Origin of the sequence: Burkholderia sp. 9775_39, from assembly GCF_015712225.1 — a bacterium.
Lineage (GTDB): Bacteria > Pseudomonadota > Gammaproteobacteria > Burkholderiales > Burkholderiaceae > Burkholderia > Burkholderia cenocepacia.
The window spans coordinates 50,248-66,948 of sequence record NZ_JACCQC010000035.1; the positions used below are offsets into that span (position 1 = coordinate 50,248).

Genomic DNA, 16,701 nt, shown 5'->3' on the forward strand with positions numbered 1-16,701 from the left:
CGGATACGGGTTGCGGCGAGCGCCGCCCCGGTTCGTCGTGGATGGTCTGGAAGACTGGCGCGGCATCGTATTCCATTCGGTGTGCCCTGTTCTGATCGTGGTGCGGCGAGGTCGTGCGGCGCCCGCTCGAATGTCCCGGGCAAACCGGCCGCCGGGCGGCACGAGTATCGCATAACGGTCGAACGAATTGGCACGGCGGGAGCGGGCGCTGACCATCCCTGACAGTGTGCGGCCGGCGCTCCGCTAGAATGCCGGGTTGCCGCCGCTTGACGCGGGCGGCGCTTCGCGCGCTACACTGCGCCATTCCCCGTTCAACCTTCCATCCCGCCGACGATGACGTCTCCTGTCCTGACCGGCCTGCGCATCGGTATCACGATCGGATTGCGTGCCCCCGACGAAAGCCTGTGGATCAACGGCATCAAGCAGAACGCGCTGTTCCTCGCGAAGCTGCTGATGGCGTCGCCGCACGGCTACCGCGTGACGCTGGTCAACACGACCGACGTGCCGCTCACCGATGCGCTGCCATGGGACCGCAGCGCGTACGACACGCGCGCGTTCGCCGACATGAAGGACGCGCTCGACGTGGTGATCGAGCTGGGCGGGCAGATCGACGGCGAGCAGACGGCCTACCTGAAGGCCCGTGGCGTGAAGCTGGTCAGCTATTGCTGCGGCGTCGAGTACATCAACGCGATGGAGTCGATGCTGTTCGGCCGCCGGCTGTGGGATTCGCTGTTCATCAACCGCGGCTACGACGAGGTGTGGGCGATTCCGCAGATCGCACCGTCGTCGCTGCCGTTCCTGCAGTCGCTGCGGCGCTGCCCGGGGCGCGTGGTGCCGTTCGTGTGGGATCCGATGTTCCTGGCCGAACGCGCGCGGTCGCTGCCCGAGCACGGCGAATACCGGCCGCGCAGCGAGCCGGGCAAGCGGCTCACGGTGATGGAGCCGAACCACAACGTCGTGAAGTTCTGCGTGTATCCGATGCTGATCATCGACGAAGCGTATCGCCGCGACCCCGACGCGATCTGCTTCACGCACGTGACGAATGCCGATCGCCTCGCGCACGACAGCCCCGAGTTCGTGATGCTGATGAACTACCTGGACATCGTGCGCGCGGGCAAGGCGAGCTTCGTCGGGCGTTTCGATACGCCGCTGTTCCTGGCCGACCTGACCGATATCGTCGTGTCGCACCAATGGTCGAACCCGCTGAACTATTTCTATTTCGACGTGTGCTGGCAGGGCTATCCGCTCGTGCACAACGCGAGCCTCGCGCCCGACCTCGGCTACTACTATCCGGACAACGACGTGCAGCAGGGCGCCGACGCGCTGCTGCGCGCGCTGCATACGCACGACGACGACTGGCAAGCGTACACGCGGCGTCAGCGCGAGATCCTCGGCCGTTACACGTCGGCGAATCCGGCGCTCGTCGCCGAGTACGACGCGCTGCTCGCGAACCTGATCGGCGCGCCGGCTGCCTGACGCCGATTTTCCGCGGCGCACGTTCGAGGCGCCGCCTTCCACCGTCGGGTTTGTCCCGCCCTCATGTCTGACGAAATCCTGCCGTTAAAAAAGAAACCGCCGAACCCGATGAGTTCGACGGTTTTCGAAGGCACGAAATTGACGGCTCCGAGGGAAGTCCGTCAAAAAAGAGTTTATAGGTTAACAAGTCTTCAAGATTGTTAAAGATGTTTCAATTGATAATCTTCATATAATTGAAGTTGGTATTATTGATTGACCGGCACTTGATTCCGTTTCGAAACTTCATAATATCGTTTGAAACATGAAAATTGAATGCTGCGACGATCGAATGGCGCGCCGCAGCGGGTTTTCCGCGGGGCGCGGCATGGGCGGAAGCCGGTGTTTCGACTCGGCATATCAAGCACGGTCGGCACCTCGAGGCACGGTATTTATCTGATCAATTGGCGGCGCCCCGATTCGCGCGACGAGCAAATTCGGGTAAAGCCGATTCGGATAAAACTGTTTAGGCAAAAAAGATAAACGATCCGGATTTTGGGATTTTGTAATTCGCGTTGTGTAACCTGTCGCACTGTCGGCATCGCGCACGCGTGGTGTATTTCAAGTAATCGAATATCGTAAAAATATCGAATTTGACGGCGCGCCGAAGCGAACAGTACGCTCCCCGGAAAAAATCGACATGACAGGATGGGCCGGGTAGGCGGCGGAGTGCGTCGAGGTTGGCTCGTTCCGCATATGTGTTGAGGTCGAGCCGTGATCGGCGGCTCGCCATTTGCCGGAGCGCCGGATGAATGCGGTCGAAGCTCGCCAGGAGGCGAATCGGAAAGCGAATCGCGATGAAATCGATCTCGTGTTCGGCGCGCCCGACGATCATCCCGACCTTGCGTCGGTACGCAGTTTCGTCGAAAGCCGGCTCGGCTTCGCGCACGAACCCGTGTGCCGCGCCGACCTGTCGGGCGGCGTGCTGTACCGGGAATGCCTGGCGCGGCTGCGGTGGGGCGAGCGCGATGCGTTGCCGCCGCTCGCCTTCCTGCCGCGGCTCGAAGCGCTCGGGCTGATGCGCTGGTTCGACCGGTTGGTGGTCGGCCGCACGATCGACGCGCTGCGCGCGGATCCGGGCGCCGTGTACGGTTGCAACGTCGCGGCGGCGAGCGCGGTGGTCGACGACGCGTGGCTGGCGATTTTCAGGCGGCTCGAGCGCGAGCCGTCGGTGGCGGCGCGGCTGGTGATCGAGATCACGGAGACGGGGCCGCTGAACCCCGTCGCCGGCCGGTCGTTCGTGAACCGCTTCCGGCAGGCCGGCTGCCGGATCGCGATCGACGATTTCGGCGTCGGGTTCAGCGCGTTGAACAACCTGGTGGTCGGCAATCCCGACATCGTGAAACTGGACCGGTCGGTCCTGTCGTTGATCAAGCGCAACGCGATCGGGCGCTACCAGTTTCGCCGGCTGATCGCGTTCGCGCATGAAGGGGCGCGGCACGTCGTCGTCGAAGGCGTGGAAAGCGAAATCGACCGGCAGATCATCATGGATGCCGGCGTCGCGTGGGCGCAGGGCATCCGCTTTTCATGGCGGTCGCCGGCCGCCGCGTGATCGCGGCAACGGGCAGGGCGGCGCGCGCGGGATGCGTGTCGGCGGTGGGGACGAATCGCAAAGGGGCGTGGGCATGGCGGGAACGAAAGCCGGAGGCGGAACGGGCACGCAGGCGACCGACGTGCGCGACCTGGTCGCGCTCGCCGAACTGGCGGACATGCTATGGCAGCTGGGCGCCGAATCGACCGATGCGCCGATCGACGTCGCACCCTATCTCGACGGCCTGACGATCGTCGCGCGCCGCATTCAGCGGATGAGCCCGCTCGACGCGGGCGGCCGCGAGCTGGCGGCCCGGCACTACTACGCGGGCGTCATCGCCGGCGCGTGCGGCGACGAGTCGGCGATCGCGCGCGGCGTATCCGACAGTCTCGTCCGGCAATCGGGCGGTGCAGGCCGGCCGGCAGCCCGTTGTTTCGCGCTGCTCGCGCGCATGGGGCGGCGGCATGGCCGCGCATTCGCCGCGCAAAGCGGCGATCGGGTGCTGGTGTAACGCAACCGGCGCGCGAGCGAGCCCGGTGCTGCGGCCCGCTCGCGCGGCCCGTCGAATCTCAATCCTTCCCGAAACCGCCGAGCACCAGCGCCATCGCGCGGTCGATCGCATCGTCCCATCGACCGACGTGCGCGGCGCGCACGATCCGGATGCCGGGGTAGAGCGCGGTGCGCGAGCCGGTTTCCCAGCGTGCGTCCGCTTTCGGGCTGAGCAGCAGCACGGCCGGCACGCCGAGTGCGCCGGCGAGATGGATGTGCGCGGTGCAGGTCGTCACCACGGCGTCCATCGCGAGCATCAGCGCGGCCAGATCGCTGAAGTCGCCGATGGCCCGATGCGGGAAGGTGACCGGCAGGTCCGATTGCTCGGATTGCGCGGACAGGTCGCGATTGAGACAGTACGCGGCGTAGCCGCGCATCCGCGCGAACGGCGCGAAATCGCGCAGGCTGGCCGCGCGATGGAAGCGCGCATCGCTTTCGTCGCGACCGCGCCAGTTCAGCCCGATGCGGCGCGTGCCGGGCGCATGGCCGTCGTGCGACACACGCTCGCGCCACGTGGCCGCATGCGCGGGCGGGCACGTCAGGTAGGGCGCCGGCACGCCTTCCGGCGCCGGCGCGTAACCGAACTGCGCGGCGAGCACCAGGAACGAACACCAGTAGTCGTGGGCGAGATGCGACGTGTCGACCCACGCGCCGTGCGCGCCGACGAATTCGATGCGCGGGAACGTCTGGCGCAGCAGGCCCGTCAGCGCGTCGGGGACGACCACGGTCACGCCGGCGCGGCCGAACGCGTCGAGCGCATGCAGATAGCGCGCGTACTGAAGCTGATCGCCGACACCGCCGTAGCTGAGGACGAGCAGCCGCTTGCCGTGCAGCGGCTGGCCCTGGTAAAGCCGCTCCGTCGCCAGCCCGAATTGCGCGGCCGTCAATACGTTTTCGCTGTCGATGGTGGCGCGTGCGGCCTCGTCGCGTCGGCCGGCACGCAGCAGCAGCGCCGAGCGCGCCAGCTGGATGCGCCCGCGCGCCGCGTCGGGCAGCGCGGCCGGATCGCCGAACGGGTCGAGCGCCGCAAGCCCGGCTTCGGGCATGCCGGCAAAGCCGTAGCATGACGCGAGCTGCAGCGCGATCGCCTCGTCGTCGAGCCCGCGGCCGCGTGCGCGCCGCCAGCGGTCGATCGCATGCCCCCACTCACCGCGCGATTCATGCTCGAGCGCGCGGTTCCAGTCCGTTTCGGGCGCGTCGGCATCGGCGACCGCAGCCGTTGCTGGCGCCGCGCCGTGTTCGGCCGTCGCGCCGACGGCGAGCGGTTCGCCCGTGATGAACAGGCGCTGCCGGTCCCAGCGCGGGTTCGGCACGCACAGCAGGTTCAGTCCATCGATCCGGTAGAACGTGTAGTCGAGACCGGCGAACGTGTCGATGATCGGCGCCTCGCCGACTTTCCAGTATTCGATCCAGCACCACGGCAGATGCGCCTCGATCAACTGCCGTGCGCCGCGCAGCGCGTCGATCTCCATTCCTTCGATGTCGAGTTTCAGGAAATCCAGCCGCGGCAGGCCGAGCGAATCGAGCCGGACGACCGGCGTCGGCGTGCCGCCCGACGCTTGCGCGTCGACGAGCGAGACCGGTCCGAAGTCGGCATCCTGCCCGTAGTCGACGTCGGGCACCTTCATCGTGCCGTTGGCGGCGGCCAGCCCCATGTTCAGCAGATGGAGATTGTCGAGCTGGTTGAGCGCCACGGTGCCGCCGAGTGCGTGAAACAGCGTGCGCTGCGGCTCGAACGCATAGACGCGGCCGCCGCGCTCGCGCAGCCGCTGCGCGACGGGCACGCAGACGAGCCCCGCGTTCGCGCCGCCGTCCACGGCGATGGCGCCGTCGGGCAACTGGTCGATCACGTGCAGGATCGTGTCGAGTTCGCCCTGGATATGCGGCCGGCCGGTCTTGATCAGCGCCTCGGCCTGCAATGCGCAGTGTCGGTTGATGACGAACGGGCCGTGGATCGAATCGATCACGACGAAATTGCGGACGGTCTGATTCATGGGCAGGGGCGCGGGCGAAGGAAATCAGCCGAGCGGGCGGCCGGCGAACAGATGCTGGATCTGCGTGGAATAGGCGCGGACGTTGTGCTCGGCGAGCGTGTCGACCTGGTGCAGGCAGCGACGGGCGGCCGCCGCGTAATCGCCGATCCGTGCATCGTGCGTCTGCGCGGCGGTCGCGATCGCACGCGCCGCATCGAAGATCTCGAAGTCCGGATAGTAGTAGCCGACGTCGCGCAGGAACGGCGAGTTGTGCACGAGCGGGTAGTTGCCGTACAGCGCGTCGTACAGCAGATAGTTCAGGCCGTTTTCCCAGTGGTGCGACACGACGATGTCGGTGTGATGCGCGGCCCACGCGACGAACGGCGCGCGCACGTCGGCGGTGGCCTTGCCGTCGCGCACCATTTCGAGCCCGAGCGCGAGATGCTTGAAGGCGACGTTTTCCTTCTTGTCGAACGTGTTGGTCATGTACACGTGCTCGATGAGCTCCGGATGCTCGACGTAGCACGCGTTCGCGGCGAGCATCGGCACGATCGCGCTCTTCACGACGTTCAGGTTCGGCTCGAAGAACGCGATGCGCTTGGCCGGGCCGTGGTTGCGATAGCCGAAGCGCGCCTTCAGTTCGGGATCGGCGTCGAGGCTGCGCTCGATGAAATACGGCGACCAGATATGCGGCAGCTCGATTACCGGCGCACGGTACACGGCCTGGAAATACGCGGCGCACGTGTGCATGTGCTGCGGATTGGTCCAGATCTCGTCGAACTGCACGCGGTGCGGGTTCGGCCGCCAGTCGTTCTTCTCGAAGTTGATCGTCTCGACCGCGATCACGTAGTCGTTGCCGAAGCGATACGACACGCACTTGCCGCCGCGCTGGCGCACGACGTCCGTGTGCGACGGGTCGACGAACGCGTTCATCTCGATCAGCAGGTCGGTCTGGTGAACGACGGCCGACAGCGGCCGCAGCGCGTCGCCGAACGCGTCCATCATCAGCGCCTGCGGATACTCGGTGATGCCGTTGTCGTGCGCGAGCCAGACCTCGCCGATCAACGGCGACTGCTTCAGCAGCATGTACAGGTACACGCAGTGCTGGTTCGCGCCGTTGTACCAGATCGACTGCGTCGCGTCGCGCTGCACGTTCATCGTTATCGCGACATTGAGTTTCATCGGATCGGCTCCGTGGGGCGGGCAGTGCGCGACTTACTGCGCGGTGTTTTGCGTCTGACGCGGCACGTAGCCCGTCAGGTGCCAGCGGCCGTCGGTTTCGAGGCGAAAGCTCAGCTTTTCGAACATCGTGGCGCCGCTCGCCAGCGTCGTCGCGTAATCGACGTTCGCATAGAGCCCGTCGGGCATCCCGGCCGTTCGCTCGTAGCGGATGCGCGTGACCTGCGCCCAGCCGCGATGGCTGACCGTGCCGACCGACTGGCGGGCCTGCTGCATCTGCGCCGCGAACTGGTCCTGCTTGAAGCGCGCCTTGACGAACGGTGCAGCGTCGGTCCATACCGCGCCGTACTGGCCGGCGTCGAGCTGCTTGAACACCGCATCGGAGTCGCGCAGCAGCGTGTCGGCCGATTCGCCGGCGGCTTGCGCATGCGCGCCGATCGCGATCGATGCGGCGGCGCAGCCAAGCAGCCATTTTGCGCGGGTGAGGGTCGGGCGTGCGTTCATGGGCGGGGTCCGGAAAGGGCGGCGCGTCACGCGTCGCGATAGAGGGTGGCGATCGCGTCCGTATAGGCCGCGACGTTCTCGGGGTTGTAGATGCTGACCGAGTCGAGCACGTGCTTCGACTGCTCGCGATACGCGTCGAGATTCGCGTCGTGCTCGGCGAACGCCTGCAGCAGCGCGCGGCCGCCCGCCTGGCAGTCGAAGTCCGGATAGAAATACCCGGCCTTGCCGAGGAACGGCGAGTTGTGGATCAGCGGATAGTCGCCGTACAGCAGCTCGTAGTACAGGTAGTTCTGCGCGTTCTCCCACGTGTGCGACACCACCGCATCGCCGTACGCGGCCATGAACTCGTACACCGCATAGCGGCTTTCGAACGTCGTGATGCCGTGGTTCACGATGTCGAGGCTCTTCGCGAAGTGCACGAACGTCGGATGTTCCTTCAGGTGAATCGTGTTGCACACGCGCACGAACTCGAGGAACTCGGGCTTCGCGCGATACGCTTCCTCGGTCACGAGCATCGGAATGATGCTCGTCTTCACCATGCAGATGTTCGGCTCGAACATCGTCACGCGCCAGCGCGGCTTGCCGGGCTGATAGCCGAACGACAAACCGGCGCCGAGCGTCGCGCGCGCCTTGTCGAACAGCATCGGATGCCAGATGTGCGGGACGATCGTGACCGGCGCGCGCAGGCCCGTCTGGTAGTAGTGCAGGCACGAGCGCTCGAACTCGGGAATCGTCCACACCGCGTCGTACGGCGCGCCGGAGAACAGGAAGCCCGACGGCTTGTCGAACATCGCGCGTTCGATGTCGATCACGTAGTCGTTGCCGACCCGCATCGTGACGACCTTGCCGCCGCGCTCGCGGAACGCGCGCAGGTAGTCCGCGCCGAACTGCGCGCTCATTTCGATCAGCACGTCGCAGCGCTCGAGCGCTTCGTCCATCGACAGCAGCGGCACGTCCCACTCGCCGAGCATCATCTGCGGATCGGCGACCTGTTCGCCGCCGTTCACCATCACGGCATCCGCGACGAGCGGTGACTGGCGCAGCAGCAGAATCAGCAGCAGGCAGTTCTGGAAAATGCCGTTTTCCCACAGCGACTGGCCGGCGCCGCGCACGAACAGCGACACGCCGACGACGAGACGCTTGCCCTCGCCGGGCGCTTGACGGGCATTGGAGTCCGACATGCGTATGCTCCGGTTCAGGCGACCAGACGCGAGACGAACGCGTCGAGGTTCGCGGGGTTGTCGATCGAGACCGACTGCAGCAGCCGGCCGGCCTTCGCGCGGTAGTCGTCGAGGCGTTCGTCGTGATGCAGCCACGCTTCGAGCAGCGCGCGGCCGCCCGCGGCCGAGTCGAAGTCCGGGTAGTAGTAGCCGGCGTCGCCGATCAGCGTCGAGTTGTGGATCAGCGGATAGCCGCCGTACAGCACGTCGTAATACAGATAGTTCTGCCCGTTTTCCCAGTGATGCGACACGACCGCATCCGCATGGCGCGCCATGAAGCCTGGCAGGTCGAGGCGCGGTTCGAAGGTCGCCTTGTGCTGGCGCACGAGATCGAGGCTGTTCGCGAAGTGCACGAAGGTCGGATGTTCCTTCATGTGCATCGCGTTGACGACGAACATGTGCTGCACCGCGTCCGGCCGCGCGCGGTAGAACGCGTCGCACGCCAGCATCGGGTAGTGGCAGGACTTCGCGACCGAGATGTTCGGTTCGAGCATCGCGAGGCGCCACGGGCGGGCGCCGGGCTGATAGCCGAACGTCGCCCCTTCGCCGGCGATCGCGGCGACGCGGCGCTCGAGGAAGTACGGCGACCAGATGTGCGGCATCAGATGGACGGGCGCGCGCAGGATCGTCTGCAGCATCGGCGCGGCGGTCTTGTCGTATTGCGGCAGCAGCCACACTTCGTCGAACGGTGCGCCGTTGAACACGTGCCCCGACGGTTTCCCGAACATCGGCGTTTCGCACAGGCCCGCATACACGTGCCCGCAGAAGAACGCGGCGATCTTCTTGCCGAGCGCCTTCATGTGCCGCAGCCACTCGACCGGCAACTGCGCGCCCATTTCGATCACGACGTCGAGTTCGTGCGTGACGTCGGTGGGTTTCACCAGCGGGATGTCGAGGCCGTCGAGTTCGAGGCCGGCCGGCAGCGCGTTGGCGTCGCCGCCGTTCAGGAAATAGACGGGGCCGACGCGATCCGAGTGCTTGAGCATCATCGCGAGGAACGCGATGTTCTGGTGAATGCCGTTTTCCCAGATCGCCTGGCCGTCGCGCGCAAACAGCGAGATGCCGACCGCCGGCCGTTGCTTGCGGGTGCCGCCCGCGGCGGCTTCATTGATGTCCGTCACCGGTTGGTTTCCTCTGCGGCGTCATGCGTCCGGGCATCGCGTCGAGCGTATGGCCGGCAGCGGCGCGCCGTGGATCGTCATGGTTGGATTCGCGCCGGTGCGCCGCGGTGCACGAATCGGGCGACGAGATTCGCGCGGGCGGCAGCCGGATTCCGGCGTGTCGCCGGGCACGCCTGGCACGGCGCGCGTCGGGCAGGCTGCCCCGGCGACTGTCTGCGGCGATTGTGGCATGGAAACCGCCGGTTTTGGCAGGACGTGACGAACTTTGACATAGCCGCCGGCCAACGGAAACGGGCGCAGGCGTTGCGGCGCCCGGTGGTCCGGCGGCGTGCCGGCGCGGCGCGGACGGCACGCCGGATCGCGCGGCCGCACGGGCGGCCGCAGGCGGCTCAGTGCTGCAGCCGGATTTCGACGCGGCGGTTGCTGGCGCGGCCTTCTGGCGTCGCGTTGGATGCGACCGGATCGGCCTTGCCGCGGCCCGAGACCGTCATCGAGTCGGTCTTCAGCCCGTGCGCCTTCAGATAGGCGGCGACCGCTTCGGCCCGGCGCTTCGACAGCGCGAGGTTGTAGTCGTCGCTGCCCACCGAATCGGTGAAGCCGGTGACCGTCACTTGCGAGTACGTGCGGTCGGCGCGCTCGCTCAGCAGCCGGTCCAGCGATTCGCGCGCGGTCGGCGCGAGCGTCGCGTGGTCGGTGGCGAACAGCGCGTCGCCCGACAGGTTCACGCGTTCGACCACGGCGGCGGCCGGCTCGGCGGCCGAGGCCGCTTCGGCCGGTGCGGCGCCGCACTGGAAGACCAGCGTGGCCGGATCGGATTTGTCGCGCAGCGCGCGGGCCGAGTCCACGGCGCGCACGGGCTCGTTGCCGCAGATCTTGCGAGCGGCCTTCATGCAGGTCTGCGGGCCCGACAGCAGGCCGTGGCAGTCCACCTGGAAGGTGCGCACGCCGTCGCGCGGCTGCAGTTCGGAGGCGCTGAAGGTCGGGCCGGATGCGGTCGAGCACGCGGCGAGGGCCGTTGCGGAAAGCGCGAGCGCAAGAGCGAGTTTGTTCACGGTGACGTCCTTAAAGCTTGGGTTGACCGAGGCCCGCCGCGCGGTGCGCGGCGGGCTCGTCCTGCCGTCGGAGCCGCGGGCCGCCCGGCTGGCGGGCCGGACGGCCGGGCGGCGCGACGCATTACTTCCACTGATACAGCATGCCGGCGCCGATCACCTTCTGACCGCCGCTGAAGCCGCCGTTGATCGACGCCTTCAGGTTCTCCGTGATGCGCGCCTGCATGTTGACCGCCATCGCCTTCTGGCCGAGGAAGGTCGACGTGCCCACGCCCATCCCGAAGTTGGCGTCGCGATCGAGCTGCGGGATCGACGCCATCGCGCCGACGGCCGCGATACCCTGCTTCGCCATCTGGTCGGTCTGCTGCAGTTGCGAACCCAGCGAGTTGATCTGTGCCTGCTGGCCCGACAGTGCCGTCGACAGCGTCGTCTGCACCTGCGTCAGCTGGTTCACGTTCACCGCGTCGGTGCCTTGCGTACCCGGCGCGACGTTCGTGATCTGGCGCTGCTGCTGGTCGCTACCGACCGACACCACGTTCGAGCGACCGCCGTCGTTCGAACCCGCGCCGATCGCCACCGAGTTCGAGCCGGCGGTGACGACCGGGACGTCGGTGCCCTTGCCGTTCATGTCGGCCGCGATGCCGTTGTTGTTGGCTGCACGCGTCGTGTTGTTGTTGATCGACGTCGACAACTGGTTCAACTGGTTGTTGATGTTCGTCACGCCGGTCGACAGCGATGCCACGTTGCTGTTCGTCGTGCTCAGGCCGGTGGACAGCGAACCGATGCCGGTCGAAGTCGACGTCGACAGCGAGTTGACGTTGCTGTTCGTCGTGCTGAGGCCCGTCGACAGCGAGTTGATCGCGGTCGAGGTCGACGTGGACAGCGAGGCCACGTTGCTGTTCGTCGTGCTCAGGCCGGTCGACAGCGAGTTGATGCCGGTCGACAGGGATGCGACGTTCGACGCGGTGGACGTCGACAGCGCGTTGATCGCGTTGTTCGTCGCGTTCAGCTGGCTGCCGTTGATCGCGTCCGTGCTCGTGGCCGAGATCCGACCCGCGGCGACGTTCGTGATCTGGCGTTCCTGGCCCGGTGCGCCGACGCTCACCACGCCGACCGGCGAGCCGCCCGCGAACGGGTACGTGACGCCGCCGATCGTGGCGCTCGAGGTGCCGACCGCCGCGGCCGTGACCGAGTTCGCGCCGAGTGCGATCGAGTTCGCGACGTTCGCTTGCGCGTTCGTGCCGAAGGCGAGCGCGTCGGCGGCGGTGGCCTTGGCGGCCGAGCCGTAGGCCTGTGCGCCGGTGGCGCTGGCCGTGGCCTGGCTGCCCAGCGCGATCGTGTTGTCCGCGGTGGCCTGGTTCGAGCTGCCGAGGGCGAGCGCGCTGGCGCCGGTTGCCGTGTTCTGGTTGCCGAGGGACACCGCGCCGTCGCCGGTCGCCGTATTGTTCGCACCCATCGCCACGGCGCCGGTACCCGTCGCCACGTTCGGATCGCCGATCGCGACCGCGCCATCGCCCGATGCGGTGTTGCCGGAGCCGATCGATACCGCCTTGCCGCCCGTTGCCGATGCGTTCTGGCCGATCGCGACCGCGCCTGCCGTCTGCGCGTTCGAGCCGTCGCCGACTGCCACGCTGCTCGCACCCGCCGCGCTGGCGTTCACGCCGGCGGCGAGGGCGTTGGTGCCGGTTGCACCGGTGTTGTCGTAGTTGGCTTGCTGCACGCCGTTGTCGTTGACGCTGTAGTAGTGCGTCTTCGCGGCGTTGATCGCGGTCGAGGTCGAGGTCGACAGCGACGACACCGAGCTGTTCGTGCTGCTCAGGCCGGTGGACAGCGAGCCGATGCCGGTCGACGTCGAGGTGGACAGCGACAGGATCGTGCTGTCCGTGCTGCTCAGGCCGGTGGACAGCGAGCTGATGCCGGTCGAGGTCGAAGTCGACAGGGACGTGATCGAGCTGGTGGCCGACGACAGACCCGTCGAGGTGGAGGTCGACAGGGAGCTGATCGAGCTGTTGGCCGAGGACAGGCCGGTCGACGTCGAGGTCGACAGGGACGACACCGAGCTGTTGGTCGAGCTCAGGCCAGTGGACAGCGAGCTGATGCCGGTCGAAGTCGAAGTCGACAGGGACGTGATCGAGCTGTTGGCGGACGACAGGCCGGTCGAGGTGGAGGTCGACAGGGACGACACCGAGCTGTTGGTCGAGCTCAGGCCAGTGGACAGCGAGCTGATACCGGTCGAAGTCGAGGTCGAGAGCGACGTGATCGAGCTGTTGGCCGACGACAGACCCGTCGAAGTCGAGGTCGACAGCGAGGTGATCGAGCTGTTAGCCGACGACAGCCCCGTCGAAGTCGAAGTCGACAGCGACGTGATGGAGCTATTGGCCGACGACAAGCCGGTCGAAGTCGAGGTCGACAGCGACGTGATCGAGCTATTCGCCGAGGACAGACCCGTCGAAGTCGAGGTCGACAGCGACGTGATGGAACTGTTTGCCGACGAGAGGCCGGTCGACGTCGAAGTCGACAGCGACGTGATCGAGCTGTTTGCCGACGAGAGGCCGGTCGAAGTCGAAGTCGACAGCGACGTGATCGAGCTGTTCGCGGACGAAAGACCCGTCGAAGTCGAAGTCGACAACGACGTGATCGAGCTGTTAGCCGACGACAGGCCGGTCGAAGTCGAGGTCGACAGCGAAGTGATCGAGCTGTTGGCCGACGACAGGCCGGTCGAGGTCGAGGTCGAGAGCGAAGTGATCGAGCTGTTAGCCGACGACAGACCGGTCGAGGTCGAAGTCGACAGCGAGGTGATCGAGCTGTTCGCGGACGACAAGCCGGTCGAAGTCGAGGTCGACAGCGAGGTGATCGAGCTGTTAGCTGACGACAGCCCCGTCGAGGTCGAGGTCGAGAGCGAAGTGATCGAACTGTTAGCCGAGGACAGACCCGTCGAGGTCGAAGTCGACAGCGAGGTGATCGAGCTGTTCGCGGACGACAAGCCGGTCGAAGTCGATGTCGACAGCGAGGTGATCGAGCTGTTAGCTGACGACAGCCCCGTCGAGGTCGAGGTCGAGAGCGAAGTGATCGAGCTATTCGCCGACGACAGGCCGGTCGAGGTCGACGTGGACAGCGAATCGATCGAGCTATTAGCCGACGAGAGGCCGGTCGAAGTCGAGGTCGACAGCGAGGTGATCGAGCTATTAGCCGAAGACAACCCCGTCGAAGTCGAAGTCGACAGCGACGTGATCGAGCTGTTAGCCGACGAGAGGCCGGTCGAGGTCGAAGTCGAGAGCGACGTGATCGAGCTGTTGGCCGACGACAAGCCCGTCGAAGTCGAAGTCGACAGCGAAGTGATCGAGCTATTGGCCGACGACAGGCCGGTCGAGGTCGAAGTCGAGAGCGACGTGATCGAGCTGTTGGCCGACGAGAGGCCGGTCGAGGTCGAAGTCGAGAGCGACGTGATCGAGCTGTTGGCCGACGAGAGGCCGGTCGAGGTCGAGGTCGAGAGCGACGTGATCGAGCTGTTAGCCGACGAGAGGCCGGTCGAGGTCGAGGTCGAGAGCGACGTGATCGAGCTGTTAGCCGACGAGAGGCCGGTCGAGGTCGAAGTCGAGAGCGACGTGATCGAGCTGTTAGCCGACGAGAGGCCGGTCGAGGTCGAAGTCGAGAGCGACGTGATCGAGCTGTTAGCCGACGACAGACCCGTCGAGGTCGAGGTCGACAGTGAGGTGATCGAACTGTTAGCCGACGACAGGCCGGTCGAGGTCGAAGTCGAGAGCGACGTGATCGAGCTATTCGCGGACGACAAGCCCGTCGAAGTCGAAGTCGAGAGCGACGAGATCGAGCTATTGGCCGACGAAAGACCGGTCGAGGTCGAGGTCGACAGCGAGGTGATCGAGCTATTCGCGGACGAAAGGCCCGTCGAGGTCGAAGTCGAGAGTGACGTGATCGAGCTGTTAGCCGACGACAAGCCCGTCGAAGTCGAGGTCGACAACGAGGTGATCGAGCTATTCGCGGACGACAGGCCCGTCGAGGTCGAGGTCGACAGCGACGTGATGGAGCTATTGGCCGACGACAGACCGGTCGAGGTCGAAGTCGAGAGCGACGTGATCGAGCTGTTGGCCGACGACAGGCCGGTCGAGGTCGAAGTCGACAGCGACGTGATCGAGCTATTCGCAGACGACAGGCCCGTCGACGTCGAGGTCGAGAGTGACGTGATGGAGCTGTTAGCCGACGACAGGCCGGTCGAGGTCGAGGTCGAGAGTGACGTGATCGAGCTGTTAGCCGACGAAAGACCGGTCGAAGTCGAGGTCGACAGAGACGTGATCGAGCTGTTGGCCGACGACAGGCCGGTCGAGGTCGAAGTCGACAGCGACGTGATCGAGCTGTTGGCCGACGAGAGGCCCGTCGAGGTCGAGGTCGACAGCGAGGTGATCGAACTGTTAGCCGACGACAGGCCAGTCGAAGTCGAAGTCGAGAGCGACGTGATCGAGCTGTTAGCCGACGAGAGGCCGGTCGAGGTCGAAGTCGAGAGCGACGTGATGGAGCTATTGGCCGACGAAAGACCCGTCGAGGTCGAGGTCGACAGCGACGTGATCGAGCTGTTGGCCGACGACAGGCCGGTCGAGGTCGAAGTCGACAGCGACGTGATCGAGCTATTGGCCGACGACAAGCCGGTCGAGGTCGAGGTCGACAGCGACGTGATGGAGCTATTGGCCGACGACAAGCCGGTCGAAGTCGAGGTCGACAGCGAAGTGATCGAGCTGTTAGCCGACGACAGGCCGGTCGACGTCGAGGTCGAGAGCGACGTGATCGAGCTATTGGCCGACGACAGACCGGTCGAGGTCGAAGTGGACAGCGACGAAATGGCGCTGGTCGCAGTACCGACTTGCTGGGCGACCGAATACAGTTGGCTGCCGTTGATCGCGTCGGTACTGGTGGAGGTCACTTGACCCGCGGCGACATTGGTGACTTGTCGTTCCTTGCCGGCATCACCCACGCTGACGACGCCGACTGGCTTGGCGCCAGCGAATCCGCTGAACGTCACGCCGTTGACGGTCGCGCTGCTCGTGGGCGTTGCCGCGACGGTCTTCGAGTCGGCGCCAAGTGCGACGGAGTCGTCTGTGCTGGCGACCGCGCCGAGGCCGATGGCGACGGAGTTGATCGTGCTGGCGACGGCGCCCGAGCCAATGGCGACAGCGTCGGTGCCCGTTGCGGTGCTGTCGGCGCCGGTCGAGTTCGCGTGGAAGTACTTGATGCCCTGGCTGTTGATGTTGTTGATCGCCGAGCCGACGCTGTTGGCGGTCGACGTCGTGCCGTTCGCGTTGTATGTGGTGTACGACGGGGCCGAAACCTTGCCTGTCGTCGGGTCGTACGTCGAACCGCCGCCAAGTGCCGAGGCGGTGCTGCTGCCGAGGTTGTCCGTCTTCGTCGAGACCGTGCTCAGGCCGGTGGACAGCGAGTTGATTCCGGTCGAGGTCGAAGTCGACAGCGACGAAATCGAGCTATTAGCCGACGAGAGGCCGGTCGACGTGGAAGTCGAAAGCGACGTAACGGAGCTGTTTGCCGAGCTGAGGCCGGTGGACAGCGAGTTGATGCCGGTCGAGGTCGAGGTCGAGAGAGAGCCGATCGAGCTATTAGCCGAGGAGAGACCCGTCGACGTGGAAGTCGAAAGCGACGTAACCGAGCTGTTTGCCGAGCTGAGGCCGGTGGACAGCGAGTTGATGCCGGTCGAAGTCGAAGTCGACAGCGACGTGATCGAGCTGTTAGCCGACGAGAGGCCGGTCGACGTGGAAGACGACAACGACGTAACCGAGCTGTTAGCCGAGCTGAGGCCGGTGGACAGCGAGTTGATGCCGGTCGAGGTCGACGTGGACAGCGACGAAATCGAGCTATTAGCCGACGAGAGGCCGGTCGACGTGGAAGTCGAAAGCGACGTAACGGAGCTGTTTGCCGAGCTGAGGCCGGTGGACAGCGAGTTGATGCCGGTCGAGGTCGAGGTCGAGAGAGAGCCGATCGAGCTATTAGCCGAGGAGAGACCCGTCGACGTGGAAGTCGAAAGCGACGTAACCGAGCTGT

10 protein-coding genes are annotated in these 16,701 nt (G+C 65.9%); 3 read left to right on the plus strand and 7 right to left on the minus strand.

Annotated features, from left to right (window positions below; genetic code table 11):
• The first annotated feature begins 333 nt into the window (after positions 1–333).
• The 3 genes from H0X90_RS31465 (at position 334) to H0X90_RS31475 (ending at position 3,554) form a co-directional block, all read left to right on the plus strand.
• Complete coding sequence (locus H0X90_RS31465) at positions 334–1,476, plus strand: DUF2827 domain-containing protein (protein ID WP_006483224.1); 1,143 nt, start codon at positions 334–336, stop codon at positions 1,474–1,476.
• Positions 1,477–2,260: 784 nt separating this feature from the next.
• Positions 2,261–3,064, plus strand: coding sequence for an EAL domain-containing protein (locus tag H0X90_RS31470; RefSeq protein ID WP_058903511.1), 804 nt, complete (start codon positions 2,261–2,263; stop codon positions 3,062–3,064).
• Positions 3,065–3,137: 73 nt separating this feature from the next.
• Complete coding sequence (locus H0X90_RS31475) at positions 3,138–3,554, plus strand: hypothetical protein (protein ID WP_034178316.1); 417 nt, start codon at positions 3,138–3,140, stop codon at positions 3,552–3,554.
• A gap of 58 nt (positions 3,555–3,612) precedes the next feature.
• Here the strand turns inward: H0X90_RS31475 and H0X90_RS31480 are convergent, their stop codons facing one another.
• The 7 genes from H0X90_RS31480 to H0X90_RS31510 all read right to left on the minus strand — a co-directional run.
• Positions 3,613–5,586, minus strand: coding sequence for an FkbM family methyltransferase (locus tag H0X90_RS31480; protein WP_077190167.1), 1,974 nt, complete (start codon positions 5,584–5,586; stop codon positions 3,613–3,615).
• Positions 5,587–5,610: 24 nt separating this feature from the next.
• Complete coding sequence (locus H0X90_RS31485; protein WP_077190166.1) at positions 5,611–6,747, minus strand: DUF2827 family protein; 1,137 nt, start codon at positions 6,745–6,747, stop codon at positions 5,611–5,613.
• 33 nt (positions 6,748–6,780) lie between these two features.
• A complete protein-coding gene (locus H0X90_RS31490; protein ID WP_034203299.1) occupies positions 6,781–7,248 on the minus strand; it encodes a DUF4019 domain-containing protein in 468 nt (155 codons plus the stop codon).
• Between the two features lie 26 nt (positions 7,249–7,274).
• A complete protein-coding gene (locus H0X90_RS31495; RefSeq protein ID WP_077190164.1) occupies positions 7,275–8,429 on the minus strand; it encodes a DUF2827 domain-containing protein in 1,155 nt (384 codons plus the stop codon).
• Between the two features lie 14 nt (positions 8,430–8,443).
• Entirely contained in the window at positions 8,444–9,589 is a 1,146-nt protein-coding gene (locus H0X90_RS31500) for a DUF2827 domain-containing protein (RefSeq protein WP_077021325.1), read from the minus strand.
• 389 nt (positions 9,590–9,978) lie between these two features.
• Complete coding sequence (locus H0X90_RS31505) at positions 9,979–10,641, minus strand: OmpA family protein (protein ID WP_077190163.1); 663 nt, start codon at positions 10,639–10,641, stop codon at positions 9,979–9,981.
• 121 nt (positions 10,642–10,762) lie between these two features.
• The coding region (locus tag H0X90_RS31510) for a YadA-like family protein (RefSeq protein ID WP_196438378.1) at positions 10,763–16,701 on the minus strand (5,939 nt) is incomplete at its 5' end.